The sequence below is a fragment of the Nocardia sp. NPDC005366 genome (assembly GCF_040606855.1).
Classification (GTDB): Bacteria; Actinomycetota; Actinomycetes; order Mycobacteriales; family Mycobacteriaceae; genus Nocardia.
Window position 1 is genome coordinate 116,990 of sequence record NZ_JBEXFQ010000009.1, and the last position, 26,996, is coordinate 143,985.

The window sequence follows — 26,996 nt, forward strand, 5'->3', positions numbered from 1 at the left end:
AGCACGCGCGCGCACAGCCTGCCGAACGCCCCGCCCCGCTTGATCGACCATCCCAAACGATCCGCACGGCGGACATCTCCGGTCGCGGGTAGCCTTTTTCATCAAACGATGCATAATTGATGCAGAAGGCGGCAGAGGGAGAGTTATGGTCGAGCGCGTATCGCGCGGCACGCGGCGCGTGGCCGTCATCGGCAGCGGAGTATCCGGATTGACCGCGGCGTGGGCCCTGGCCCGTTCGGCGGAGGTCACGCTGTACGAGGCACAGGCCAGACTCGGCGGGCACGCCGACACCCACAGGATCATCTCGGGAACGGGTGCGCCGATCGGCGTCGACACCGGTTTCATCGTGCACAACGACCGCACCTACCCGACGTTGCTGCGCCTGTTCGGCGAACTCGGCGTCGCGACACAGGAATCCGATATGAGCATGTCGGTCCGGTGCGACGGCTGCGGTCTCGAATACGCGGGAGCCCGCGGCCTCACCGGACTGTTCGCCACCCCGCGATCGGTGACACGCGGGCGCTACCTGCGACTGCTCATCGAGGTACCGCGCTTTCATCGTCTCGCCCTCGCGGAACTCGACGCCACCGAATTCGACGCCACCGAACTGGACACCACCGAATTCGACGCCACCGAACCGGACGCCACCGAATTGGAGGTTGCCGAATTGGAGGTTGCCGAACTGGACACCGCCGGTTCGGACGGTCGAACGTTGGGCGAATTCGTCAGGGCGGCGGGGTTTTCCGACTACTTCGTGGCACATTTCCTGACGCCGCTGGTTTCGGCGGTGTGGTCGTGCGATCCCACGACGGCGCTGCTGTACCCCGCCAGGTACCTGTTCGCCTTCCTCCAGCATCACGGCATGCTGACGGTTTTCGGCTCGCCGACCTGGCGCACCGTCGTCGGCGGGTCGGGTACCTATGTCCGCGCGGTCGCCGACCGGCTGGATACCGTGCGCGCCGCCACGCCGGTGCGCGCCGTGCACCGCGTCGCCGATGGCGTGGCGGTGCGGGACGACGCCGACGAGGTCGCGCTGTTCGACGCCGTCGTCGTCGCCACCCATCCCGATGAAGCGCTCGCCCTGCTCGCCGAACCGACCGATGCCGAACGCGCGATCCTGTCCGCGATGCCGTATTCGGTGAATCACACCGTGTTGCATACCGACGAATCGGTCCTCCCGAAGGCGACGCGCGCCCGCGCCTCGTGGAACTATCGCCTGCCCTCGTGCACCACACGGGCCGATCGGGTGCTGGTGAGCTACGACCTCACCCGATTGCAGCGCCTCGACCACGCCGACGAGCGCCGTTTCCTCGTCACGCTCGGCGATCAGGACCGGGTCGCCGAGGACCGGATCCTGGATCGGATGGTATACGAGCATCCGATCTACACACCGGATTCGGTTGCGGCACAGCGCAAACTGGGTGACATCGGCGATAATCGAGTGGCATTCGCCGGCGCGTACCACGGATGGGGTTTCCACGAGGACGGCGCGGTGTCGGGCCTGCGCGCGGCGCGGCGATTGGGCGCCGAGTGGGCCGGCGAGCCCCTGGCCGCGCACGCGTCATGAACGCGCGAATCATCCGTACCCGCATCCATCACTCGCGGCTCACCCCGCTGCGACACGAATTCCACTATCGCAGTTACAGCTGGCTGGTCGACCTCGACGATATGCCACAGCTGCCCCGATGGCTGCGCCCCTTCGCCGAGTTCAGGGCCGCCGACCACCTCGGTGATCCCGACACGCCACTGCGCCGCAATGTCGAGGACTACCTCGCCGAACACGGTGTCGACCTGCGCGGCGGGCGGGTGCTCATGCTCGCCAACGCCCGCGTCCTCGGCTATGTCTTCAATCCCCTCACGCTGTATTGGTGCCGCGACGACACCGGCGCCCCGGTGTGCGTGATCGCGGAGGTGCACAACACCTACGGTGGCCGCCACCGCTACCTGCTCCATACCGACGACAACGGCAGGGCCCGCACCGCCAAACAGTTCTATGTCTCGCCGTTCAACGCGGTCAGCGGTGAATACCGGATGCTTCTCCCCGAACCCGACGACGAACTACGGGTATCCATCGTGCTCGAGGACGGCGCTCCGATTTTCGCCGCCGCGATGACCGGCCGTTGCCGATCGGCCACCCTCCCGACGATCCTGCGCGCGATGATCGCCGTACCCCTCGCTCCACTGCTGGTCTCGGCGCGTATCCGCTGGCAGGGCGCGCGCCTGTGGGCCCGCCGTCTGCCCGTTGTCCCCCGGCCTTCCGATTCGCCCCAGGAGTCGCTGCGTTGAGTATCGAATTCCACGCCGAACGCCACACCCGACCCGCCCCGAGGGTATCGACGTGGCCCGACGTCGACACCGTTCCCACCGGCGCACGGGCCAGGATCGCGGCCACCGTAGCCGAGTGCCTGTTCCGGCGCGCGGTCCGCGACCTGCCGGTACGCGTCGAACTGCCCGACGGCACGCTGTACGGCGACGGCCACGCCGATCCTGAGCAACCGCGACTGATCCTGCACCGCCCGAACGCATTCTTCGCCCGGCTCGGAATCGGGGGGCTGATCGGCTTCGGGGAGTCGTATATGGCCGGGGACTGGTCGGCCCCCGATCTCGCGGCGACCCTGGAGATCTTCGGCGCGCGCATCGATACGCTGATCCCGGCGTACCTGCAGCGATTGCGACGACTCTACGTCACCGCACATCCGGAGGAGGAACGCAACAGTCCGGCCAACACCAGGGACAACATCGCCAGGCACTACGACCTGTCCAACGATTTCTTCGCCCTGTTCCTGGACGACACGCTGACCTACTCCAGCGCGCTGTTCTCCGACCTCACCGCGCCACCACGGTGGGACGATCTCGCCGCGGCCCAGCGCGCCAAAATCGATCGGATCCTGGACGCGGCGGCGGTCGGGCCGGGTACCCGGGTACTCGAAATAGGCACCGGCTGGGGTGAATTGGCGTTGCGTGCGGCCGAGAGAGGCGCCGTGGTTCGTTCGGTGACGCTGTCTGTCGAGCAGCGGGCGCTCGCCCTCGACCGGATCGCCGCCGCGGGCCTCGGCGACCGGGTGAGCGTCGATCTGCTCGACTATCGCCGGGTCGAGGGCAGCTATGACGCGGTGGTGTCGGTGGAGATGATCGAGGCCGTCGGCTACGAATACCTCGGTACGTTCTTCGCCACCATCGACGGCGTCCTCGCACCGGGCGGACGCGTGGTCGTGCAGTCCATCACGATGCCGCACGATCGCATGCTCGCGACCCGCGACACCTATACCTGGGTGCACAAATACATCTTCCCCGGCGGTTTCCTGCCATCGACCCGGCTGATCGACCAGACGGTGATCCGCAGTACCGGACTGGTCGTACGCGACAGCTTCTCGATCGGCCCGCACTACGCGCATACGCTGCGACTGTGGCGACAGCGCTTCGAAGCGCGGCGGGAGGAGGTGGCCGCACTCGGCTTCGATCCGGTCTTCCGCAAGATGTGGCGGCTGTACCTGGCCTATTCCGAGGCCGGATTCCGCTGCGGCTACCTCGATGTACGCCAGATCCTGCTCACCAGGGCGGATTGACTAGCCGGTCCGGCCGAGCAGGTGGCGCAACGTCGCTTCCAGCTCGGGTCGGCGGAAAGTGTGCCCGGCCCGCAGCAAGCGCATGGGCGCTACCCGCTGACTCGCCTCGGCGAGTTCCCTGGAGCCCTGCGCGCCGAGCAGCAACCCCGGCCCGAATTCGGGGACGGGAAGCAATGCGGGCCGGTTCAGCACCGCGGCAAGCGTCTTGGTGTATTCCGCATTCCGGACCGGCTGCGGCGCAACGGCATTGACCGGACCGACGAGGTCGACATCCCACAGCGCGCGATGGTAGACGTCGACGAGATCATCGATCCCGATCCAGGACAGCCATTGGCTGCCGTCACCGATCCGACCGCCGAGCCCGGTCGTGAACAGCGGTCTCAACAACTTCAGGGTGCCCCCGCGCGGCGATTGCACGATGCCGGTGCGCACCCGCACCACCCGGACGCCGGATTCCGCGGCGGCGCCGGTGGCCGCCTCCCAGTCCGACACGACATCGGCGAGGAAACCGTCACCGCGCGTGGATGTTTCGTCCAATACCTCGTCGCCGCGATCGTAACCGTAGAAGCCGATGGCCGAGGCGCAGACGAAGGTTCCCACCCCGGCGCGCGCCGCGCATTCGGCGAGCCTGCGGGTGGGACCGATCCTGCTCTCGGTGATATCACGCTTGTGCGCCGCCGTGAAGCGTCCGGCGATGGACGCTCCCGCCAGATGCACCACGGCGTCGACGCCGTCGAGTAGGCCGGGGGCGGGGTCGTCCGGGTGCCACTGTCTTTCGTCCGCGCTGTCCGGCTGGTGCCGGACCAGCCGCAGCACGGTATGCCCGCCGGTGGTCAGGAAGGCGGTCAGCGCCGAACCGATCAGCCCCGACGCGCCGGTGACGGCGATCGTCGATGGCGCGAAGCCGTGACCGGCGGCGCGACCGTGCGCGGTGAGATCATCGATGAGCTGGCGATAGCGGTAGTCGAACATCGGACGCAGCGCGAAGGCGGGGATCCAGGAATCCACCCTGTCCACCACCCTGGTGTGGGCGTCATCGATGATGTCGAAATCGTGGGTGTGCCGCCAGCGCAACAGCAATCCGGCCGGCAGCGAGGCAGGTCCGTCGGTGACCAGCGCGTCGACGAAACGGTGCGGCGGATCGTATCCGGCGGGGTCGTGCCTGGCGATCCAGCGCAACCCGCCGGGCAGGCCGAGAACCGCCTGGCCGTCGCGCAGGGAATCGGCCTCCGCGACCGGCGTCACCGGCTGCCACGGTGGTGCGAGCCGGGCGAACGCCCCGGGGCGGGAATACCAGGCGAACACCTCGGATCGGGGTACGGCGACGACACTCGAACACTCGATGCCCATGTTCCCGACTCTAACCACGAAATGCGTGTCCGCAACGTTCATGCATCGTTTCATCGCGATTCGCGACGAACTCTAGAAGAATGAGGCAATGACCGATGCACTCGGTGCCACGCCCCGACTCGACACCTTTCTTGATCGGACCATCGTCGCGGGCTTCACCCGCCTCGGCGTCGCACTCCGCCGCAAACACTGGCCGGCCGATCCCGCCCCGCACGCACTACGCGGCGCGACGGCCCTGGTGACGGGTTCCAATTCCGGCATCGGCCTGGCAATCGCCGAATCACTCGCCGGACTCGACGCGACCGTAGTGCTCGCGGTGCGCGACCGGACGCGAGGCGAGCGGGCGCGCGAGCAGATCCTCGCGGCGCATCCGGGCGCGAACATCCTGGTCACCGAATGCGATATCTCCGATCTCGGCGCCGTCACCGCCTGCGCGGACCGGCTGTGCGCACAACTGTCCGGGCTCGACGTGCTCATCCACAACGCGGGCGTGCTGCCGTCCGAGCGCACCGAATCGGTCGACGGACACGAACTGAGTTTGGCCACCCACATCCTCGGACCGCTACGCCTCACCGACGGGCTCGCACCGCTGCTGGCCGCGACGGAGGCGGGCCGGGTGATCTTCGTGTCATCGGGCGGGATGTACACCCAGCCGCTGGCCGTCGACGATCCCGAATACCTGCACGGCGAGTACCGCGGCGCGTCGGCGTACGCGCGCACCAAGCGCATGCAGGTCGCTTTCACCCCGATACTCGCCGAACAGTATGCGCCCCAGGGGATTTCGGTGCATTCCATGCATCCGGGCTGGGTGGACACCCCCGGCATATCCGACGCGCTGCCCGGCTTCCACCGCCTGGTCGGCCCGCTCCTGCGCACCGCCGCCGATGGCGCGGATACCGCGGTCTGGCTGGCGGCGACCCAACCGCCGCCGCCCTCCGGACATTTCTGGCACGATCGGCGGCAACGGCCCGAACACCGGCTGCGTCGAACGCGTTACTCCTCGGGCGAGGTCTGGCGTCTGTGGCTGGATTGCAACCGCGCGGCGGGGGTCACCGTGGGGTGAAGGGGGTGTTCTGTTCTGTGCTGCCCATGACGATGGCGGTTTGGTGGGTACCGTCGCTCGCCGCGGTCCACGACCGCATCGTGATCGTGGCGCTACCGGGGCGAGGGCAGGTCTGTACGAGCGGATCGAGTTTGGCGGTGTTGCATTGGTGAGGGAGCTCGGAATGTCAACCCCGCGAACGCGACTGATCCACGAGATCGCCGCCCGGCTGGGCCGCACTGTGCAGTGGGGTATGCGGATGAACCACACCGCCGCGGCGTCCCTCGGCGTCAACGCCACCGATATGGGCGCAATCCAAGCCCTGCAAGACGGACCGATGACCGCCGGTGAACTCGCGCGCCACCTCGGCGTCACCACGGCCGCGACCACCGCCATGATCGACCGGTTGGAACGGGCGGGTTTCCTCGCGCGCACCCGCGACCCGAACGAACGGCGCCGGGTGGTGGTCCAACTCGACGGCGCCCGCGCCCGCGCCGATATCGCCCCACTGTTCGCGCCGTTGATCCACAGCTGGCTCGACCGCCTCGCCGACTACGACGAACATGACCTGGAGGTCATCACCGGATCATGACCTTCAACGGAAGCCCCGCGCCCCAGCAACATGTCGCAGAAGGTTCCAGAAGTACTCATTCCCGGGACAAAAGGAACGAGTAAAAGACGACAGCCCAGAAAAATGACCCAGGCCAGAGAGTAGAAAAACTCTCTGGCCTGGGCCGTTTGTAGCGGGGACAGGATTTGAACCTGCGACCTCTGGGTTATGAGCCCAGCGAGCTACCGAGCTGCTCCACCCCGCGTCGGTAAACACCACATTACACACGTCTACGCACGGATGGCAAATCGCCGACCTCGCACGCGATCCTCGCAGGTCGGCACCCCGGATGATCGGCCGGAAGCCGCGTTCAGGACGGGTGTAGCACTTCGGATCATCGCAGTGACACGGCTCACTCGACGCCCCGCGGGGCTCGGGTCGAGGAGGAACGGACCGCGGAGCGGTCCACGTTTTCGGACAACCGCTCGGCGGAACGTGAGCGCGCGTGAACCCCGATCGGATCGCACAAACGTGACGCGGGACACTATTTCGTGGTAATCTCGATCACATTACGACGCTATAACATGCTGTCCGAAACGCAATCAGATGACGTTTCCGACCTGCGTGAATACAGCTATACCCGCTATTCGCTTCAGACAATGCTCACGTTATCAAGATGTGATCTGCCGAGATTTCTTCGTTACCGTCGAATCAGGCCCGGAGGCAATCCGCGGATGGGCTCCAGCTCGCACCGTTGCACACCGGAGACCCTGTCCCGCGGTACGAGAACCCCGACCTCCTGGGGACAGGGACCGGCAGTTTCCGCGCCGAGTCGGTGGACACAGGGAGGGAATACATATGTCTGAGAACCGGAAGTTCAGCGCGCGCGCCCTCGGCTTCGCTGCCGTCACCGGCGCCCTTGTTGCCGTCCCGTTCGCACTCTCCACCGGCACCGCCTCGGCTGCGCCCACCCACGACTGGGACGGCGTCGCACAGTGCGAGAGCGGTGGTAACTGGGGGATCAATACCGGTAACGGCTACTACGGCGGTCTGCAGTTCGCGCCGAGCACCTGGGCCGCGAACGGCGGACACGGCTCGGCCCACACCGCGAGCAAGGAAGAGCAGGTCCGCGTCGCGGAGAACGTGCTCGCCACCCAGGGTGCCGGGGCTTGGCCGGTCTGCGGCCAGTACCTGCGTTCCGCGGAGCCCGCGGTCGTCCAGGAGCCGGAGCCGGAGGTTCTGCCCGCACTGCCCACCGAACTGCCCACCAGCGCAACCTCGGCCGTCGACCAGGCCAAGAGCGCGGGCGCCGAGCTGGCGACGCAGTACGGCCTCGAGTCGCAGTACCGGGCCGTGCTCGAGCAGAACAGCGGGCTCATCGACTCGCTGTTCCGCTGACGCCGACCCCGTCAACGGAACAGCGTCTACAGGAACGGCGCCGCTATCACTGGGAGATAGCGGCGCCGTTCTGTATCAGTGGAACTACCGGATCAGCGACCGGCGTCCTGGTAAGCCTTGACCGCGGTCTCCAGTTCCTCCAGCGCCTTGCCGAAGTCCTGGAAGTTGCCCGAGCGCATGGCAGTTCGCACAGCCTCGATCTTCCTGTTCAGCTCCGCCGCCGCGGCATCCTTGGCCTGCGACGAACCCGCGGGCGGGGTGACGGTGCCCGCCGGCGGCTGGGTACCGCCTGCCTGCGGGGTCTGGGTGCTTTCCGTGGGCTGGGGCACGGTACCCGGTTTCGGCCGGGTGGACGGATCGCCGCCGAACGGCGTCGCCAGCGCACCCGCACCGGGGAGCAACTGATTGAGCGCCTCGGCAAGTGTCGCCGCATAGCCGACCTTCACGCTGCCCGCCTCGTCGCGATAGCTCACCAGCACGCGCAGCAACTGCGGGAAGGTGGACGTGGTCGGACCGGTATTGCGTTCGTTGTAGAACGGCTCCACGTAGAGGATGCCGCCGTCGGCGATCGGCAAGGTCAGCAGATTGCCGTATTTGATCTTGTTGGAGTTGGACAGCAGGGTTTTCTCCCGCGAGACCTGGTCCGCGGTCGTCATGCTGTTCTGCGTCTGCTGCGGACCCTGGGTCTGGGTGTCGGTCGGCAATTGCAGAATCGTGAACTTGCCGTACCCGTCGGGATCCGAGCGCACCGAGATGTAGGCGGACAGGAACTGACGGTTGTAGCCGACCATGGCGCTGGTCAGATTGAACACCGGTTTGTTCGTCGAAGCGTCGCCGAGCAGCACGTAGTACGGCGGCTGGTTGAACGTACCGCCGCCCTGGGCCTCGACGGTGGGATCCGCGGGCACCGACCAGAACGCGTTATTGGTGAAGAACTCACGCGGATTGTCCACGTGGTACTTCGTCAGCATTTCGCGCTGGACCTTGAACAGATCCTCCGGATACCGGAAATGCGCCCGCAGCTCCGGGGAGATCTCGCTCTCCGACTTGACCGCTCCGGGGAAAACTCCCCGCCACGCCCGCAGCACCGGATCGGAGGAATCGGTCTCGTAGAGCGTCACCGTGCCGTCGTAGGCGTCGACGGTGGCCTTCACCGAGTTGCGGATGTAGCTGACTTCCTTGCGCGGCAGCAGGCGGCCGGTCTTCTTGTCGATGCTGTCCTCGACAGCGCCGTCGAGCGAGGTGGTCTGCGCGTACGGGTAATTGTCCAGCGTGGTGTAGGCGTCGACGATCCAGACGATCCGTCCGCCGACGACCGCCGGGTAGGCATTGCCGTCGGTGGTCAGCCACGGCGCCACCTTCTGTACGCGCTCCTTCGGGCTGCGGTTGAAGATGATCTTCGAATCGTCGCCGATGGCCGAGGAGAACAGAATGTTGCGCTCGGCGTATTTGGCGGCGAAGGCGAGCCGGTTGAACCAGTTGCCGATCGAGACGCCGCCCTTGCCGTCATAGGTGAACGAGGCGGTGTCGGAATCGTATTCGCGGTTGTTCTGGCCGTCGACAGCGCCGACGATCGAGTAGTCCGGATTGGACTGCGAGATCAGCTCACCGAAGTAGACGCGCGGCTGGTCGACCTTGATCCGCTGCCGGTCCGGCGCGGTGAACAGATCGCTGACCATGAAGATCGGATAGCCGCTGTCGCTGCTGCCGCCGGTCGTCGCGTTCGGATCCTCCGACTGCGGTTTGTTGACGCGGTTGGCGGGCGCGGCGACGAAACCGTTGCCGTGGGTGTAGACGGTGTGCTTGTTGATCCAGTCGGTCTGGTTCCCGCTCAACGCCGCTGGATGCAGTTCACGCGCCGCGACGATGTAATCCTGCACGTCGCCGTTGAGGGTGTAGCGGTCGATATCCAGCGACTCGGGGAAGCCGTAGAAGTTCTTCAACTGCTGCAACTGGGTGAACGTCGGCGAAAGAATATTCGGGTCGAGCAGTCGGGCGTTGCCGATCGTGGCCGCGTCGACCGGGATCTCGAGCGGATTCTTGCGGCTCTCGCCCTTGTAATCCTTGTACTCGATCTTGTCGTCGGTGATCCCGTACGCCTGCCTGGTCGCGGCGATATTGCGCTCGATGTAATCGCTTTCCTTGTCCGCCGCGTTCGGACGCACCGAGAACTGCTCCACGATCAGCGGATACACCGCACCCACCAGGATCGAGGAGAGCACGAGCAGCGCGGCCGCCATCGCGGGCACCCGCAGATCACGCAGCACGATGCCGGCGAAGAAGGCGACCGCGCAGATCACCGCGATGGACAGCAGGATCAACTTGCCCGGCAGCACCGCGTTGATATCGGTGAACGAGCCGCCGGTGAAGGTCGGCTCCTTGCGACTGCTCATCAGCAGGTCGTAGCGGTCGAACCAGTAGGCCACCGCCTTGAGCAGCACGAACGTTCCCGCGAGCACCGCGAGCTGGATGCGCGCGGGCCTGGTCAGCGTGCCCTCTCGGCCGGTCAGCCGCAGCCCGCCGAAGATGTAGTGGGTGACCAGATTCGCGAAGAACGCGATCACGATCGCGACGAACAGCCAGTTCAGCACCATGCGGTAGAACGGCAGATCGAAGGCGTAGAAACCGACGTCGAGGTGGAACTGGGGATCTTGCTGACCGAAATCGCCGCCGTTGAGAAACAGTTGCAGCGTCACCCAATTCGATTGCGCGACCAGTCCCGACAGCACGCCGATCACCACGGGGATGCCGATGCCGAACAGCCGCAGCCTGCTCATCACGGTGGTTCGGTAGCGCGCGATCGGATCGTTCGGGCCCGCGACCGGAATGAAGACCGGACGGCTCCGGTAGGCGAGCAGCAGTGCCAGCCACACTACGAGGCCGACGAAGATCGCCACCACCACGAAGAGGATGACGCGGCTGCGCACGACCGTCAGGTACACGTTGCGAAAGCCGACTTCGCCGAACCACAACCAGTTGGTGTAGGCGTCGGTCAGCCGTGGTCCCAACAGGAGCAATGCCGCGATGACGACGGCTGCCACGAGCAGCACACGGCTGCGGCGGGACAGCGAAGGTAAGCCGGTGGGGGGCCGCATGCCCACGATGCCACTCTCCAAGGTCCGGCGGCGATCGCGCCGTTGCCGGGCGATGCACCGCAGTCCGATGATGCGGGTGGTCCTGTTCGGACCATCTCGCGCCCACTCTACGGAAACGGACATCGAATGGGCTCGGTGACCTTGTTCGGCATCGAAACGCGATTCTTCCCCGGTCATCCGATCCCGTGGGCGCACCAGTCGCCGAGTCCCGCTCCACCCGGCCGGGCCATGATGCGAGGATGTTTCGGTGACCGCTGATCTGCACGCCGAACTCGTCCTCGCCCGCTCCGTCCGGGAGGTGGCGGAATTCGCCGACGCCGAGGGCTGGGGCCATCCCCCGCAGATGTTCGCGCTGGTGCCGACAGCCGATCTGGTAGCCGCCGAACCCGCCTTGATCGATCAACTCGACCAGGGCAACGAACTCACCCCGGTCGCCCAGGAAGCGTTTCCCGAGGACATCACCGGCGGATCGATGGCGCTCGATGAATTCCTCGCGACCACCACCTGGCCACCCGCCGTCAAAGGCTGTGTGCTCGTCCAGGAAATCGTCGTGCTGCCGCCGGACGCCGAGAGCACCCTCGACGACGCGCTGGCCCCGCTGCTCGCCGATCACGACGCCGCCGACGCGGCAGCCCGCGCGGCGGCCGAATCATATCCGGAACGCCGGGAGGCGCGGCTGCTCGCCGCGGTTCTGCGCGAGGGCGCTTCCCTGTGCCTGCTGCAACTGCGTCCCGAGGACGACGAAGAATTCGCCGACCTCGAGCTGCGCACCTACCCCAACCTCGCGCCGAACCTGGTCGAGGCGCTGCACAACACCTTCGACTGACGAGACGACTCAGCCGCAGCCGACGGTTTCGCGGCCCGCGCCGATGTCGTTGAGGGATTGCACGGCGCCGCCCAGGTTCTCCACCTTGACCAGCCGCAATCCCTCGGGGGTCCGCTGCCTGGCCTCGTTGCAGTTCGCGGCGGGGACGAGGAAGGTCTCGGCGCCGACCTCGCGCGCGGCCATCATCTTGTACTGGATACCGCCGATCGGCCCGACCTTGCCGTCCTGGTCGATGGTGCCGGTGCCCGCGACGAATTTGCCGCCGTCCAGTTCACCGGGGCTGAGTTTATCGATCAGCGCGAGGCTGAACATCAGTCCCGCCGAGGGGCCGCCGATATCGGCCAGGTTGAAGGTGACCACCATCGGCGGGCGGGAGCCCTCGCCGGGGGTGACCCCCAGGTAGCCCTTGGCGGGATCGTCCGGGCGGGCGGCGAGGACGATATTCGCGGTCTGCTCCCCCGCGCCGCGGCGGAACGTCACGGCGAGTTCACTCCCCGGCGGCTGCGAGGAGACGGCCGTCACCACATCCTTGGGGGCCGCGATCGGCGCGCCGTTGATGCTGATCAGTTCGTCGCCCGGTTCCAGCACGCCCTTGGCCGGGCCGTCGCCGACCTTGCGGATGAGCACGACCGTCGGCAGATCGAGGAAATGCAGGGCGGCGACCTCCGCGTTGCCCTCGGAGTCCTTGAAATCCTGCTGGTTGGACTTGTCGATCTCCTCGCGCGGGACACCGGGCGGATAGACCTCGGCGCGCGGCACCAGCCCGTGCTGACCACTCGCCCAGAACCCGAACGCCTCGAAAAGGTTCAGCCCGTCGCGCACCGAGACCGTCGTCATATTGAGATGGCCCGTCGTCGGATCGACCGCGGCGCCCTGGACGTCGACCACTTGCTTGCCGTCGACCGCGCCCAGTGTGTTGAACGTGGGTCCGGGTCCGAGCGCGACATACGGCACGGTGACCACGGTGCCGATCACACCGAGTACGAGCACCGGGACGAGGGCGGCCACCAGGGTCATGATCCGACGATTCACCAGGCCCACCATAGTGATCGGCCCGGCAGACGGGCGGCTGAGGCAGGTTTTTCGGCGCCAGCGCGTCCTCTCGTTCGCCCCTCGCGAACATCGCGGCGCGACCAGCGCGAGCCGCGCCACCATCGGTTGTTCGCGCCCATCGCACGCGTAACGTTAGCTGTATGACTGACCTCCCATTCGGATTCTCGAACCGCGATGACGACGACGCGCGCAAGCGTGGCGAGGAGCCGAGCGGTGCCGATCCGAACAACCCGTTCGGGTTCGCGATGGGTGGTGCGGGCGGTTTCGATCCGTCGCAGCTGGGACAGATGCTGACCCAATTGGGGCAGATGCTCAGTGGCATGGGCCAGCCGGGCTCGGCGCAGGCCGGTCCGGTCAATTACGACGTAGCGAAGAGATTGGCCCGCCAGCAACTCGGATCGGCGAACTCCCCCGTATCGGCGGGCACCGCCGCGGCGATCAGCGATGCCGCGCACCTGGCCGAACTCTGGCTCGACGGCGCGACCACTCTGCCCGCGGGCGCGGGCCGGACGGTCGCGTGGACGCCCAACGATTGGCTGGAGGAAACACTGCCGACCTGGAAGCGATTGTGCGATCCGGTGGCAGAGCAGATCTCGGGGATGTGGACCTCGCAGTTACCGGAGGAGGCGCGCGAATTCGCGGCCCCGATGGTCGGGATGCTCGGCCAGATGGGCGGACTCGCCTTCGGCTCACAGCTGGGACAGGCGCTCGGGCAGCTGGCCAAAGAGGTGCTGACCTCGACTGATATCGGCCTGCCGCTCGGTCCGAACGCCACGGCGGCGCTGCTGCCCGCGGCGATCTCGGAGTTCAGCGCGGGCCTGGAACAGCCGGAAAGCGAGATCATGGTGTTCCTCGCGGCCCGCGAGGCCGCCCACCAGCGGTTGTTCCAGCATGTGCCGTGGCTGCGCCAGCAGGTGCTCGGCGCGGTCGAGGACTACGCGCGCGGCATCACAATGGATTTCTCCGCATTGGAAGAGGCCGCTCAGGGCATCGACCCGATGACGCTCGGCGATCCATCGAAGCTGGAGGAACTGCTGTCCAAGGGCACCTTCGAGCCGCAGACCACTCCCGAGCAGAAGCAGGCGCTGGAACGTCTGGAGACTCTGCTCGCGTTGATCGAGGGCTGGGTACAGGTGGTGGTCACCAAGGCCGTCGGCGAACGGCTACCCGGCGCGGGCGCACTCGCCGAGACTTTGCGTCGGCGTCGCGCCACCGGCGGCCCCGCCGAACAGACCTTCGCCACCCTGGTCGGCCTGGAACTGCGTCCGCGCAAACTGCGCGAGGCCGCCGCGCTGTGGCATCGCCTCACCGTCGATGCCGGAATGGAAGCCCGCGACGGAGTGTGGGCGCACCCCGACCTGCTGCCGAATTCCGACGATCTGGATTCCCCCGCCTCGTTCATGGATTCGGTGATCGGCGGTGGCGCAACGGCATTCGATGATCCAATGGCGCAGTTGGCGGAGACCGAGGCGCGCGAGGCCGCCGAGCGGGCCGCGCGCAAGGACACCGATACCGACGACGACACGGTATGAATCCGCGGGGTGACTCGTCGAATTCGGCAGCCAGGTAGCCGCTTTCGAACAAGGTAGCCGCTTTTGAACGAGGTAGCCGCTTACGAACGAGGCGGACACGCACGGGGACAGTGGCACGTCCGGCAATTGCCCTGTTAACAACAGACAATCCTGTGGATAACCCCAGGATTCCGGCCGTTCGCACGGTGTCGGCACCCGCATACTTCCTGGCATGACTACGAATCCTGCGCGGGGGCCGATGCTGAATCCACGGGTGACGGTGCTCGTCCGCCCGTCGGGCGTGGTGCAATTGGGTTGGGATCCGGAAAAGGCTCTGCTGATCGATCCACCTGGCCTCGACACCGCGACCGTACTGGCGTTCATCCGATTACTGGACGGTTTGCAGACCCGGCCGCAAATCATCTGGCAGGCCGGAGAAAGCGGTATCGGAGCGGAGCAGGCGGTGGCACTGCTGACCGAAATCGATGAGGCCGGCCTGCTCGTGCATCCGCGAGTCCGCGAACGACAGGTCCGATCGGTGCGGCTGCACGGACTCGGTCCGCTCTCCGATGCGCTGATGACGGGCCTGCGCCGACTGGCGATCCGTCCGACCCGCTCGCGCGGGTCCGTGCCGGATACCGCCAGCGCCGGGTGGCGGGCGGATCTGGTGATCCTCGCCGATGACGTGGTCGTCGATCCGCAACTGGTGAGCGAACTGGTCCTGCATCGCATACCTCACCTCCAGGTGCGCATCCGCGACGGAAAGGGAATCATCGGGCCCCTCGTCCTGCCCGGCGAGACGAGTTGCCTGCGTTGCGCGGATCTGACCCGGGCCGACTACGACGCGGATTGGCCGCATCTGGCCGCCCAACTCCTCGGACGGGTCGGACATGCCGGGCCCGCCGCGATCGCGGCGACGGCCGCGCTCGCACTGAACGAAGTCGAGTCGATCGTTGCCTGTTCGCCCCTTCGGACGCCCGCGACGTTGGACACCACGCTCGAACTCGACCTCGATTCCCATCTCATCCAGCAGCGTTACTGGGCGCCGCACGACGAATGCGGTTGCCGTGCCGTTTCGGCGGGCATACCGGCGTGATCATGCCGATTTCCCGGTGCCGGCAGGGACCGAGATCACATTACGATGGCGATCCCCCTGGTCTTTCCGCCATGATGGGTACGTGCCTGAGATTGTGCGTCGTCGCTCGTCCCGCAATGCCAAGTTGGCGAAGATTCCGCTCGGTATCGCCGGACGCGCCGCTGTCGGATTCGGCAAGAAGCTGGCCGGGGGTGACAAGTCGGAGATCAACGCTCAGCTGAACCAGAAGGCCGCCGAACAGTTGTTCACCGTGCTCGGCGAACTCAAGGGCGGGGCGATGAAATTCGGCCAGGCATTGAGTGTGATGGAGGCGGCGGTACCGGAGGAGTTCGGCGAGCACTACCGCGAGGCACTGACCAAACTGCAAGCTGCCGCGCCGCCGATGCCCGTCGACACCGTCCACAGGGTGTTGGATCAGCAACTCGGCACCCAGTGGCGGCGGCGTTTCCAGTCCTTCGACGACGTCCCGACCGCCTCCGCGAGCATCGGTCAGGTGCACAAGGCCGTGTGGTCGGATGGCCGGACCGTCGCGGTGAAAGTGCAGTATCCCGGTGCGGACGAGGCGTTGCGCGCCGATCTCAAGACGTTGTCGAGGATGACCGGCCTCATCTCCTCGGTGATTCCCGGCGCCGACGTGAAGCCGATCCTCGCCGAGATCACCGAACGCACCGAAGAAGAGCTCGACTACCGCAACGAGGCGACCAACCAGCGCACCTTCGCGAAGGCCTTCGACGGACATCCGGAGATCGTGGTGCCGAAAGTGGTCGCCGGCGCGCCGAAGGTGATCGTCACCGAATGGCTGGACGGAACCGCGGTGTCGAAGATCATCGCCGAGGGCGCACGGGATCCGGAGGGCACCCGGGACCTGCGCAATCGGGTCGCGCTGTTGATGGGCCGTTTCCACTTCTCCTCGCCGGAGACGGTCGGCCTGCTGCACGCGGACCCGCATCCGGGCAATTTCATGATGCTCGAGGACGGCAAACTGGCCGTCATCGATTTCGGCGCCTGCGCACCGCTGCCGAACGGATTTCCCGCAGTCCTCGGCCGGATGCTGTCCCTGGCCGTCGACGAACGGTTCGACGAACTGACCACCCTGCTCTACGACAACGGATGGATCATTCCGGGCAGGCAGATCACCGATGAGGAGATCGCCGACTATCTGCGTCCGTTCACCGATCCGATCAGGACCGAGTCGTTCCACTTCACCAGGAAATGGATGCAGCGGGTGGCAGGCAAGGCCTCCGACATCTCCAGCCCGGAGATGAAAACCGCACGCGCCATGCAACTTCCCGCCGAACACGTGATGATCTTCCGCGTGCTCGGCGGCTCGGTGGGCATCCTGGCTCAACTCGACGCCGAGATCCCGTTCATGCAATTGGCCAATACCTGGCTGCCGGGACTGCGCGAGGAGCGCTCGGCCAGCTGACGGACACCGTTGCGGCACACCACTTCTCGGCATGATCCCAGGGATCGTGCCGACGAGAAGTGCGCCGCCCCGATATCGAAAATCGTTGTCGTGCAACGCAGACCAGCCGCGCACCGGATCTCGGGGTGCGCGGCTCGTCTGCTTTCTCGTTCCTGGGCCCGGCATGGGTGCGGCGATAGCGGGGCCTCAGCGACCGGAGGGAGGGAAGACCTCGGCTCCGGGCTCACGACCTGTGCCACGACGACGCGTGGCACGGTCATGAGCCCGGTGAACCGTGTCCGGTTGTGCTCGCGAATCCCGCTCATGCGGAGATCGCGACCTTGCGCGGACGACCGCGCGGACGCTTGCGGGCGATCACGACACCCTGGTCGAAGATCTCACCGCCCCAAACACCCCAGGGCTCACCACGATCCAGGGCCGCGCTCAGGCAGCCCTTCCGGATCGGGCAGGACTCGCACAGTGCCTTCGCCTGCTCGAGTTGAGCGGGACTTTCGGCGAACCAGAGGTCCGGATCGTCGCCCGACCGGCACGGCAGGACTTTGGTGACCTCACGGGTGCGGGTCGGCCGCGCCACGGTTCGGCATGTCACGTGAGTAGTGGCCTGCGGCCAACTCTCGGCGGTGAACACGTCGTTCTCCTTCAGCTTTATTTGCAGCGGTTCGTTACTTTGTCCACGAAACCGGTGGCAAACGGCTGAAGAGCCGCTTAAAACAAATGGCCACGGGTTTCGCTTCGTATGCGATCCGTGGCCTGGAGGTCTGGGAGAGTCCCCTACCTAGATCGACATCTGTGTCGATTCCAGATCACGGTCGCCGGGTGTGCGGTGCGGAGGCGGGCTGCTTGCGTATCGACCTCGGCCGGGAGTTCCAGCAGTGCGGATGCCTGCTCATATCCGGTGTCGAATGCGAAAGCGCCGGGGCCCTCGATGGCCGCCGGGTGCCAGCTACCGCTGGGCTTGTCCTGACGCAGAGCGCAAATCGGCTGATGGGTACGCGTGACTTTCGCCTGCGCGCCGATACCGCCTACGAAGGACAGACCGGTCCCCTGCAAAGCGAGGACCCCCCGGGAGGCTGACATAGGCATACTCACCACACCGCCGATGGCGTTGTCAGCGTTGATATTCACGATGCCGTTCACCGGTCTGCCTCCCTCCTGTACTCGAAATCTGTCGGAACTGTGCGCGCCGGGATGACCTCCCGGTGCGTGATTCCCACCATATGCAATGTCGCCGAAACCGACAACATATTTTCTACCTGCGGTTTTGTGAGGTAGATCGGAGCCGCGACGCGACGATGGCGAGAACGTCCGCACCGTACTGGACGATCTTCTTCGCGCCGATGCCCGGAATCGCCTGCAGCGCCTTGTCATCGGAGGGCAGTTGTTCGGCGATGGCGGTGAGCGTGGTGTCGGTGAAGACCACGAACTCTCGCACCCGCAGTACCTCGGCCTTCTCGCTGCGCCACTCCTTCAGCGTCTCCAAGAGCACGGCGTCGAGTTCCGCGGGGCAGCGACGGCAGCGGCCGAGCATGGTGGCGTAGGTGCCGATGAGTGGTTTGGCGCAGATCCGGCAGGTGGGCCTGATCCCCGAGGCCTCCTTGACGGGCGCGGCGATCCGCGAGGCGGGCGAATCGTCGGGAACGACGCCATTGAGGAACCGGGACCGGCGCCTGGTCCGCCGCGCGCCCTCGGTGCGCGCCAGCGCCCAGGACAATCGCAGATATTCGCGGGCCCTGGTGACGCCGACATACAGCAGCCGCCGCTCCTCCTCCAATGCCGCGAAGTCGGCGACCGAGCCGTCGTCGGCGAGAACATGGGCGATCGGCAGGGTGCCGTCGGCGAGGCCGACCAGGAAGACCGCGTCCCATTCCAGCCCCTTGGCCGCGTGCAGCGAGGCCAGCGTGACGCCCTGCACGGTGGGCGGATGTCTGGCCTCCGCGCGCGCGGCCAGTTCCCGCAGCAGTCCGATGAGGTCGAGGTTCTCGTCCTGTTCGACCAGTTCCTCGGTCAGCCGGACCAGCGCGACCAGCGACTCCCAGCGTTCCCTCGCCTGCGCACCGGCCGGTTCGGTCGCCGTGAGTCCCACCGGGGCCAGTACCGCCCTGACCAGGGTGACCAGCGATTTCCCGTTCCGGGACTGGTCGGGCAGATCCTCGCGGGAGGCGGCCTGGCGCAGCACCGATACCGCCTGCCGCACCTCGGCGCGCTGGAAGAAACCCTCGCCGCCGCGCACCTGGTACGGAATGCCCGCTTCGGTCAGCGCCTGCTCGTAGGACTCGGACTGGGCATTGATCCGGTACAGCACGGCGACTTCCGAGGCCGGGGTGCCCGCCGCGATGAGTCGCCGGATCTCCTCGGCCACCGCGGCGGCCTCGGCCGGGACATCGGGGTGTTCGGCGAAAATCGGTTCCGCGCCGTCGGGCCGCTGGCCGATCAGCTGCAAGCGCGTGCCAGCGATACGTCCGCGCGCCGCACCGATCACCCGGTTCGCGAGCGAGACCACCTGCGGGGTCGATCGGTAGTCGCGTTCCAGACGCACCACCGTCGCGTCGGGAAAGCGACGGGAGAAGTCGAGCAGATAGCCGGGGGTGGCGCCGGTGAAGGAGTAGATGGTCTGGTTGGCGTCGCCGACGACGGTCAGATCGTCCCGCTCGCCCAGCCAGGCATCGAGCACCCGCTGCTGCAACGGGGTGACGTCTTGATATTCGTCGACGACGAAACTGCGGTAGCGCCCGCGGAATTCCTCGGCGACCGCGGGATAGTCCTCCAGCGCCGCGGCGGTATGCAACAGCAGATCGTCGAAATCGAGCAGCAGGCCCTCCGGCGAGGTCTTCAGCGATTCGTAGCCCGCGTAGACCTGCGCCACCAGGGCCGCGTCGTACGGCGGTTCACGATGGTGCGCGGCGGCGGAGGCCGGGTAGTCCTCGGGCGCGATGAGCGAGGCTTTGGCCCATTCGATCTCGCTGAGCAGATCGCGCACACTGTCGGTGGCCGAGGAGAGTCCCGCACGATGGGCGGCCTGCGCGACGATCGAGAATTTGCCGTCGATCAGTCGCCACGGAACCTCGCCGACGACCTGCGGCCAGAAATATTTGAGCTGACGCAGCGCCGCCGCGTGAAAGGTGCGCGCCTGCACCTGATTCGCGTCGCCGCCGAGGCCGAGTTCGCGAAGCCTGCCGCGCAACTCCCCCGCCGCGCGCGCGGTGAAGGTGACGGCGAGCACTTGATCGGCCTTCACGTGTCCGGCCGACACCAGATGCGCGATCCGGTGGGTGATCGTCCTGGTCTTACCTGTCCCCGCCCCCGCAAGCACGCAGACCGGACCGCGTGGCGCCCGTACGGCGGCGGCCTGCTCGGGATCCAGGGCGGCGAGGTCGGGTGCGGGCACGGCGTCCATCATGACAGTCCCCTCCGACAGCCCGGCGGTCACGGCGAATGTCGGTGAAGAAGGAACAGGATCGGCGCACACAGCGTTGAAGGGTCCGTGACTGACGCAACCCCCGCCCTGACCATGTACTCGACCACCTGGTGTGGTTACTGCCGCAGGCTGAAGAAGCAGCTGCAGGAGTCGGGCATCAGCTACGTGGAGATCGACATCGAGCAGGATCCGGCTTCGGCCGAATTCGTCGGTAGCGTCAACAACGGCAACCACGTGGTGCCGACGGTGAAATTCGCCGACGGTTCCACCGCGACCAATCCGTCACTGGCGGACGTCAAGAAAGTCCTCGCGACCCTCGGCTGACCGGGTATCGCACAGTTCCAGCGCAACAACTCCGATCCAGCTGCCGCCGCCGTCGCGGTTCCTGCCACGCGACGGCGATCCGGCGTGCATCAATCCAGCGCGGCCCAGGATTCGACGATGGTCCTCGCGATGGAAATAGAGCCGGGCAGCAGCAGCCGCGCACCGTCCTTGCGTGCGGACCAGTCCCCGACCGCCAGCGCCGCCCTGACCTCGGCCCGCGTGAACCAGTGCGCCTCGGCGATCTCGCCGTCCGAAAAGGCCAGCGGCTGTTCGGGATCGGCGACAGCGGCAAAGCCCAGCATCAGCGAGCGCGGGAACGGCCACGGCTGGCTGCCCAGATAGTGGATATCGCGGACGTCGAGACCCACTTCCTCCTTCATCTCGCGTTCCACACACCGTTCGAGTGACTCACCGGCCTCGACGAATCCGGCCAGAATCGAGAACAGCGTCGGCGGCCAGGTGTGCTGGCGGGCCAGCAGTACTCGGTCACCACCGTCGTGGATCAGGCAGATGACCGCCGGGTCGATACGCGGGAACTCTTCGTGGCCCTCCTCGGTGACCCGGGACCAGCCGCCCTTCGTCGCCACCGTCGCCGAACCGTCGCCCGCGTGGAATCCGGCCTTGTCGTGCCAGTTCAGCAGGGCCATCGCCGAGGTGAGGACACCGGCGGTGAAATCATCGATCTCGTCGGCGAGCGCACGCAGATCGGTCAGTTCACCCGTGAGATCCTTATCGCGCACCGCCCACAGATGCCTTCCGTCGCCGATGCCGAGGAAAACCGCGGCCGGGTCCGGTTCGGCCGACAACTCGACGGCCGCCTCGAGCAGCAGGGCGCCTTCGGCGAAGCGGAACTGCCCCTTGCGGTTGACGCGAAGCACTCTGGCCTCGCCCCAGCCCTCCTTCAGAGCCTGGTCATCGGCCCGGACTTCATCGGCGCGGTCGACGGCGGAACGCGACAGCAGCGGCACGGCATTCAAATCGAACGACACGCTTCGAGACTAGTCTCATTTGAGCACGCGACGAATATAGAGCAGCTTGTCCCCGCCTTCGATGGCGTCGACCGCGGGTTCGCCGACCCGGATCAACTCACCGTTTCGCACGACTCCCAGCACGATATCGCTGAGATGGCGTGGGGAACCCCCGATCTCGGACGGCTCGACATCGCGTTCGGCGACGGCGAAACCCTGCTCCGGGGTCAGCAGATCCTCCATGATCTCGACCACCGTGGGGGTGGTGGTGGCGATACCGAGCAACCGGCCCGCGGTCTCCGAGGACACCACCACCGAATCCGCGCCGGACTGCCGCAGCAGATGGGTGTTCTCCGCCTCGCGGATGGCGACCACGATCTTGGCGGTCTTGTTGAGTTCACGCGCGGTGAGCGTCACGAGGACGGCGGTGTCGTCGCGGTTGGTCGCGACCACCACCGAGGCCGCGTTCTGCACACTCGCCAATCGCAGCACGTCGGATTGGGTGGCCGAACCGTGCACGGTGACCAGGCCCGCGTTACCCGCCGACTCCAGCGCGAGGGAATCGGTGTCCACGACGACGACATCGCCCGGCTGCACACCGTCGGCGATCATGGCGTGGATCGCGGTCCTGCCTTTCGTGCCGTATCCGACGACCACGGTGTGATTACGCACGCTGCGCCTCCAACGCTGGATCTTGAATGCCTGGCGGGATCGCTCGGTGAGCACGCCGATGGTTGTACCGACGAGCACGATCAGGAAGAGCAGCCGCAGCGGCGTGATGATGATGATGTTCGCGAGCCTGGCCTCGGGAGACACCGGGGCGATATCGCCGTAGCCGGTGGTCGAGAGAGAGACCGTCGAGTAGTAGAACGCGTCGAGGAACGAGATGTCCTCGCCCGCGTTGTCGTGATAGCCGTCGCGACCGACGTAGACCACCAGCGCGGCGGCGAACAACAGACCGACCGCGAAAAGCACCCGCCGCACCAGGGAAACCCACGGGCTGTTCTGGATCTCCGGTATGCGAAGCAGACCGACCAGCGCGAAGTCGGGGCGACCGGATATTCCGAGCACGCCCGACCTGTCTCCGAAGTCACCCAACACCGGTGCCATCACTCCTGCCGCCCATCGAGCCGGCCATCTCCGGCATTACCTGTACCTCCGGCACAGCACGGCAGCCTACTCTGTCTCGGCCACACCGTTCGGTCTCGACGCGAACAGCCGGTCGATGCGAGGGTAGGGCATGGCAGAAACCACTTCGGATGACGGACGGCGCCCCGCGCTGGCCCTGGCCCTACTTCTCTTCGGTGTCGGGGTGCTGCATTTCGTCGCCCCGAAATTCTTCGACTCGATCGTGCCCAGGGCACTGCCGGGTAAGGCGCGCGACTACACCTACGCGTCCGGCGTCGCCGAGATCGGCGTCGCCGCGGCGCTGGCCGTGCCGCGCACCCGCGGCCTCGGCGGACGACTGGCCGCACTGCTTTTCATCGCGGTGTTCCCCGCGAATATCCAATTCGCCGTGGACACGGTGAAAAGCGAGAAGGCCTCGCAGGCGATCAAGGTGGGATCGGTAGCCCGGCTGCCATTGCAGATCCCGATGATCACGCAGGCGTTGAAGATCGCGCGCCTGGCTCGGCGCTGAGGCCCGCCGAACTCACTGATCGGCCTGCTCGCGCGGCGGCGCCGAGGTGCGGATGAGTTCGGCGAGTTCGTCGTGCCCCGGAAGTTCCGCGGGCGCGACGGTGCGGCCCGAACGCACGTAATGGAAAGCCGCACCGATCTTTTCGAGCATCTCCGACTCGGTCCCGCCGGTCCGGGCCGCCATCAGCCGCGCCCAGGCCAGACGGTAGATCGCCAACTGCATGGCGACCGCGGGTTCCTCGGCGGGGCCGGGTTCGGCGCCGGTCTTCCAGTCGACGACGATCCAGCCGCCACCCGGTTCGGCGAAAACCGCGTCCATCCGACCGCGGATGACCGTGCCCGCGATCGAGGTCTCGAAGGGAACCTCCACCTCGAGCGGGCTGCGGTGCGCCCACGGCGATTCGAGGAACGCGTCCTGCATGCGGGTCAGATCGGTGTCGACGCCGCCGTCGGCCGTCTCCGGTTGCCCCGCGCCCGGCAGGTCGTCCAAACCGAGCAATCGGCTACCGCCGAACCAGCGCTGCACCCAGGCATGGAAGGCGGTACCGCGCCTGGCCAGGGGATTCGGCGGGAACGGAAGCGGACGACGCAGTCGCCGAGCGAGTTTCGCCGGATCGGCGCGCATTTCCACCAGCGCGGTCGCCGGAATCTGCCCGGGCAGTTCCACCTCCTGCGTGCCCACGCGACCCGATTCGAATTCGGCGAGCAAGGCGTCGACATCGGCCGCCCATCCGTCGGGATCGTTCGGGTCGCCGGAGAATTCGGCGGGCGGGAGGTGATCGTCGGGTGGTGGGAGGAAGTCGTCGGGCAGGGGAGCGTGATCGTCGGTGAGGGGCAGATAGTCCTCGGGCGGGGCGAAATCGTCCGGCGGGAAGTCGTCGCGGAGGTAGGGGTCATCCGGGGTGGTGTAGTCCTCGGCTGGGTAGTCCTCGGCTGGGTAGTCCTCGGGCAAGGTGAAATCGACAGGCGGCGGGAGGAATTCCCGCCGGGGCGACTCGTCGTCGTCCGTCGGCGGGGTGGCCCGCGGATCAGCTCGGAGTGCGTCCAGGGCGGCGCGCACGAGGGCGGCGCCCCGTTCGACGGGGACGCGGCGTGGGCCGAGCGGGTCGCGCGGCCATTCGGCGGTGGCCGGATTGTCGGTGAAGGGGTTGACGGCGTCGACATCCGGCGGGTCGTCCCAGCGGGCGATATCGACGGCGCCGTTGACCGGGCTCCCCGGGGTTTCGCCCGCGGTCTTCAGCTCGAGCAGGAAGTCGGACGGCCCCTTGGGGGATGATCCGGTCTCGGCCCAGTGGTGTGCCGAAACCAGCAGTACGTGTTCGGTTCTGGTGAGCGCGACATAGAAGAGGCGGCGCTCCTCCTCGATCCGCCTGCGCTCGAGGGCGTCCTTGTGCGCTTTGACAGCGCGCTCCAGATCGGCGCGATCGTAGAGATCGGACAGGTCGAGCACGGGGACACCCTCGGCGGCGTCGTCCCGGATCCGGTCGCCGCGCAGCGTAGTCGGGAGTTCGGCGAGTGCGCCGAGCCAGGTGCCGGAGGCGGTACCGGAGGGAAATACGCCGCGCACCACGTGCGGAACCGCGACGACCTCCCATTCCAGGCCCTTCGCCGCATGCACCGTGAGCACCTGCACTCGATCACGCGCGACTTCGACCTCGCCTGGCTCGAGTCCGTTCTCCACGGATTCGGCGGCGGCGAGGAAGGCGAGCAGACCGCTCAGGGACGCGCCGGAATCCGCCGCGTAACCCGCGACCACCTCCGCGAACGCGTCCAGATGCTCGCGCCCGGCGCCGGTTCCCGCCATCGCGCGACGCGCCTGGGTTTCCACCCCGACGCCGATGGTGCGTTCGACATCCGCGACCAATTCGGCCAGCGGCTGCCCGCTGCGCTCCCGTAACGCGGACAGCTCACGGCCCAGCGCTTCGACGCGGGCGAATCCTACTTCCGAATACTGTTCGGCCGGACCGGGATCGGCGATCGCGTCGGCGAGTCCGGCCTGCTCCGCCGGTTCCGGCGCGACGTCGCGCAGCGCCTCGGCGAGGGTGGAACTATCGGTGATCGCTTTCGTCTCACCGCCGGATAGCCGACTGATCGACAGGTCGCGGGCCCGGCGGGCGAGCGCGGCGATATCGGTGACGCCGATCCGCCAGCGGGCGCCGGTGAGGATACGCATGGCGGCGCTGCCCGAGGCGGGTTCGGCGATGAGCCGCAGGGTGGCGACGATATCGGCGACCTCCGGCGTCGCGAGCAGTCCACCGAGCCCGACGATCTCCACCGGCAGACCCTGCTCACGTAGCGCCTCCGCCAGCGGCGCGGCATCGGCGTTGCGGCGTACCAGTACCGCGGAGGTCGGTGGCGGCTCGCCGTCGCTGCGCCGTCGCCCCCATTCCGCGGCGATCCGCTCGGCGAGCCAATCACGCTCCTGGGCGACAGTCTCGGTCAACGCCAACGCGACGACACCCGCTCCCGCATTCGGTTTGGCGCGCAACGCGTCGACGGTCACCCCGCCCTTGTCCCTGGCGCTGACCCGCAGCGGTTCGGCCACGAGATTCGCCAGCGCCAGCGCCTCCGGCGGATTCCGCCAGCTCGTCAGCAGGGGCAACGTCGGTGCGGGAACTCCTGGGGCACAGGGAAAATCCGTCGCGAAACGCGGCAGATTCGCCGCCGAGGCCCCGCGCCAACCGTAGATCGACTGCATCGGATCACCGACCGCGGTCACCGCCAGCCGCGGCCGGTCATCGGTATCGACATCCGGCGCAGCTTCGGCGATCGGCCGGTCGGAGCCGGGGGCGGTCGCGGCACCGCCGAAGAGGGCGGCCAGCAGGATGCGCTGGGCGTGCCCGGTGTCCTGGTATTCGTCGAGCAGGACGAGGTGGAAACGGTCGCGTTCGGCACTGCCGACTTCGGGGTGTTCGGCGGCGAGGCGGGCCGCGAGGGACATCTGGGCGCCGAAATCGAGGGCGCCGCGCCTGTGCAGGGCCGAGGACAGCTGGCGGACCAGCGGGAGCAGAGCGACGCGTTCGCGCTGGACCTGCACCAATCCGCGTAGGTACTGACTCGGACCGCCGCGCTGTCGAGGTCCCGCGGGCAGGGTGTGCACCAGCTTCTCCAGTTCGGTGTGCGCCTGGGCCAACTGTTCCGGCTCCACCAGATGTTCGGCCAGCTGACCGGACAGCGCCAGCACCGCTTCGGTCACCGATACCGGGGTGCGGTCGGTTTCGAGGTCACCGTCCCAGGTCCGCACCACCTGGTGCGCGAGTTGCCAGAGCTGGGTCTGGGTCAGCAGCGTCGCCGACGGTTCCACCGGCAGCAGCAGACCGTGCTGGGTGAGCAGGCGGCCCGCGTAGGAGTGGTAGGTGCTGATCTCCGGCTCCGTACCCGAGAGCCGCGCGCGCAGTTCTCCCGTGGCGTCGAGCTCACGCAGCAGCGGCGCTCCGGCGAGCCGTGCGAGCCGGGTGCGAATCCGGGAGGTCAACTGCTGCGCGGCTTTTCGGGTGAAGGTCAGCCCGAGCACCTGCTCCGGCAGTACCAGCCGATTGGCCACCATCCACACGACCCGCGCGGCCATCGTCTCGGTCTTACCCGCTCCCGCTCCGGCCACCACCAGCGTCGGACCGGCCGGTGCGGCGATCACCGCCGCCTGCTCGTCGGTCGGCGGTGGCAACCCCAGCGCCGCTGCCAGCTGGTGCGGCGTGACCTGGGTCATCGCCGCGCCCCGGCACCCATACGCGCCACGAC

The 26,996-nt window shown here is 67.1% G+C and carries 21 protein-coding genes and 1 tRNA gene; 12 read left to right on the forward strand and 10 right to left on the reverse strand.

Translation table 11 applies throughout. The features are described 5' to 3' along the window. Positions 1-145 precede the first annotated feature (145 nt). From ABZS43_RS13170 to ABZS43_RS13180, 3 genes are read left to right on the forward strand one after another with little or no spacing between them, the layout of a single operon-like run. Positions 146-1,567: an FAD-dependent oxidoreductase gene (locus ABZS43_RS13170; protein ID WP_355036092.1), complete on the forward strand. Its 1,422-nt coding sequence runs from the start codon at positions 146-148 to the stop codon at positions 1,565-1,567. Then, positions 1,564-2,286, forward strand: a complete 723-nt coding sequence (locus ABZS43_RS13175) for a DUF1365 domain-containing protein (RefSeq protein ID WP_355036093.1) — start codon at positions 1,564-1,566, stop codon at positions 2,284-2,286. Before ABZS43_RS13170 ends, ABZS43_RS13175 begins: the two co-directional genes overlap by 4 nt. Then, the gene (locus ABZS43_RS13180; protein WP_355036094.1) at positions 2,283-3,566 is read left to right on the forward strand and encodes a cyclopropane-fatty-acyl-phospholipid synthase family protein; all 1,284 of its coding nucleotides are present in this window, start codon (positions 2,283-2,285) and stop codon (positions 3,564-3,566) included. The genes ABZS43_RS13175 and ABZS43_RS13180 overlap by 4 nt, the downstream gene beginning before the upstream one ends. Here ABZS43_RS13180 and ABZS43_RS13185 read toward each other — a convergent pair whose 3' ends face one another. Next, complete coding sequence (locus tag ABZS43_RS13185; protein ID WP_355036095.1) at positions 3,567-4,916, reverse strand: TIGR01777 family oxidoreductase; 1,350 nt, start codon at positions 4,914-4,916, stop codon at positions 3,567-3,569. An 88-nt stretch (positions 4,917-5,004) separates the two neighbouring features. On the opposite strand from ABZS43_RS13185, the gene ABZS43_RS13190 reads away from it, so the two are divergent. Continuing rightward, positions 5,005-5,979, forward strand: coding sequence for an SDR family NAD(P)-dependent oxidoreductase (locus ABZS43_RS13190; protein ID WP_355036096.1), 975 nt, complete (start codon positions 5,005-5,007; stop codon positions 5,977-5,979). 163 nt (positions 5,980-6,142) lie between these two features. After that, complete coding sequence (locus ABZS43_RS13195) at positions 6,143-6,550, forward strand: MarR family transcriptional regulator (RefSeq protein ID WP_355036097.1); 408 nt, start codon at positions 6,143-6,145, stop codon at positions 6,548-6,550. A 149-nt stretch (positions 6,551-6,699) separates the two neighbouring features. Here ABZS43_RS13195 and ABZS43_RS13200 read toward each other — a convergent pair. Further along, positions 6,700-6,773: transfer RNA gene (locus ABZS43_RS13200), tRNA-Met, on the reverse strand. Positions 6,774-7,366: 593 nt separating this feature from the next. Here ABZS43_RS13200 and ABZS43_RS13205 point away from each other — a divergent pair. Beyond that, complete coding sequence (locus ABZS43_RS13205) at positions 7,367-7,906, forward strand: transglycosylase family protein (RefSeq protein WP_355036098.1); 540 nt, start codon at positions 7,367-7,369, stop codon at positions 7,904-7,906. Positions 7,907-7,998: 92 nt separating this feature from the next. Here ABZS43_RS13205 and ABZS43_RS13210 read toward each other — a convergent pair whose 3' ends face one another. After that, positions 7,999-11,007, reverse strand: coding sequence for a UPF0182 family protein (locus ABZS43_RS13210; protein WP_355036099.1), 3,009 nt, complete (start codon positions 11,005-11,007; stop codon positions 7,999-8,001). 241 nt (positions 11,008-11,248) lie between these two features. On the opposite strand from ABZS43_RS13210, the gene ABZS43_RS13215 reads away from it, so the two are divergent. After that, entirely contained in the window at positions 11,249-11,827 is a 579-nt protein-coding gene (locus tag ABZS43_RS13215; protein ID WP_355036100.1) for a PPA1309 family protein, read from the forward strand. 9 nt (positions 11,828-11,836) lie between these two features. Here the strand turns inward: ABZS43_RS13215 and ABZS43_RS13220 are convergent, their stop codons facing one another. Further along, on the reverse strand, positions 11,837-12,859 hold the full coding sequence (locus tag ABZS43_RS13220) for a PDZ domain-containing protein (RefSeq protein ID WP_355036101.1): 1,023 nt from the start codon (positions 12,857-12,859) through the stop codon (positions 11,837-11,839). A 161-nt stretch (positions 12,860-13,020) separates the two neighbouring features. Between ABZS43_RS13220 and ABZS43_RS13225 the strand changes: the two genes are divergently transcribed. From ABZS43_RS13225 to ABZS43_RS13235, 3 genes are all read left to right on the forward strand, one after another. Continuing rightward, on the forward strand, positions 13,021-14,412 hold the full coding sequence (locus ABZS43_RS13225) for a zinc-dependent metalloprotease (RefSeq protein WP_355036102.1): 1,392 nt from the start codon (positions 13,021-13,023) through the stop codon (positions 14,410-14,412). A gap of 211 nt (positions 14,413-14,623) precedes the next feature. Further along, positions 14,624-15,487, forward strand: coding sequence for a hypothetical protein (locus ABZS43_RS13230; protein ID WP_355036103.1), 864 nt, complete (start codon positions 14,624-14,626; stop codon positions 15,485-15,487). Between the two features lie 82 nt (positions 15,488-15,569). Next, positions 15,570-16,913, forward strand: a complete 1,344-nt coding sequence (locus ABZS43_RS13235; protein WP_355036104.1) for an AarF/UbiB family protein — start codon at positions 15,570-15,572, stop codon at positions 16,911-16,913. A 301-nt stretch (positions 16,914-17,214) separates the two neighbouring features. Here the strand turns inward: ABZS43_RS13235 and ABZS43_RS13240 are convergent, their stop codons facing one another. The 3 genes from ABZS43_RS13240 to ABZS43_RS13250 all read right to left on the reverse strand — a co-directional run bounded on the left by ABZS43_RS13240 (position 17,215) and on the right by ABZS43_RS13250 (position 20,310). Beyond that, the gene (locus tag ABZS43_RS13240; protein ID WP_355036194.1) at positions 17,215-17,487 is read right to left on the reverse strand and encodes a WhiB family transcriptional regulator; all 273 of its coding nucleotides are present in this window, start codon (positions 17,485-17,487) and stop codon (positions 17,215-17,217) included. A 197-nt stretch (positions 17,488-17,684) separates the two neighbouring features. Beyond that, a complete protein-coding gene (locus ABZS43_RS13245) occupies positions 17,685-18,050 on the reverse strand; it encodes a hypothetical protein (protein WP_355036105.1) in 366 nt (121 codons plus the stop codon). Positions 18,051-18,162: 112 nt separating this feature from the next. Then, positions 18,163-20,310: an ATP-dependent DNA helicase UvrD2 gene (locus ABZS43_RS13250; RefSeq protein ID WP_355036106.1), complete on the reverse strand. Its 2,148-nt coding sequence runs from the start codon at positions 20,308-20,310 to the stop codon at positions 18,163-18,165. A 111-nt stretch (positions 20,311-20,421) separates the two neighbouring features. On the opposite strand from ABZS43_RS13250, the gene ABZS43_RS13255 reads away from it, so the two are divergent. Beyond that, positions 20,422-20,652 carry a mycoredoxin gene (locus ABZS43_RS13255; protein WP_355036195.1) on the forward strand — a complete coding sequence of 77 codons (231 nt, stop codon included), beginning with the start codon at positions 20,422-20,424 and terminating at the stop codon, positions 20,650-20,652. 89 nt (positions 20,653-20,741) lie between these two features. Here ABZS43_RS13255 and nudC read toward each other — a convergent pair whose 3' ends face one another. Together nudC and ABZS43_RS13265 are read right to left on the reverse strand one after the other, a co-directional pair. Beyond that, positions 20,742-21,641 carry an NAD(+) diphosphatase gene (nudC, locus tag ABZS43_RS13260; RefSeq protein ID WP_355036107.1) on the reverse strand — a complete coding sequence of 300 codons (900 nt, stop codon included), beginning with the start codon at positions 21,639-21,641 and terminating at the stop codon, positions 20,742-20,744. 15 nt (positions 21,642-21,656) lie between these two features. Continuing rightward, on the reverse strand, positions 21,657-22,730 hold the full coding sequence (locus ABZS43_RS13265; protein WP_355036108.1) for a potassium channel family protein: 1,074 nt from the start codon (positions 22,728-22,730) through the stop codon (positions 21,657-21,659). Positions 22,731-22,860: 130 nt separating this feature from the next. Here ABZS43_RS13265 and ABZS43_RS13270 point away from each other — a divergent pair, with 130 nt between their 5' ends. Further along, positions 22,861-23,259 (forward strand): hypothetical protein, encoded by a 399-nt coding sequence (locus ABZS43_RS13270; RefSeq protein WP_355036109.1) that lies wholly within the window; start codon positions 22,861-22,863, stop codon positions 23,257-23,259. 12 nt (positions 23,260-23,271) lie between these two features. Here the strand turns inward: ABZS43_RS13270 and ABZS43_RS13275 are convergent, their stop codons facing one another. Then, positions 23,272-26,964 carry an ATP-dependent DNA helicase gene (locus ABZS43_RS13275; protein WP_355036110.1) on the reverse strand — a complete coding sequence of 1,231 codons (3,693 nt, stop codon included), beginning with the start codon at positions 26,962-26,964 and terminating at the stop codon, positions 23,272-23,274. Positions 26,965-26,996: the final 32 nt, after the last annotated feature.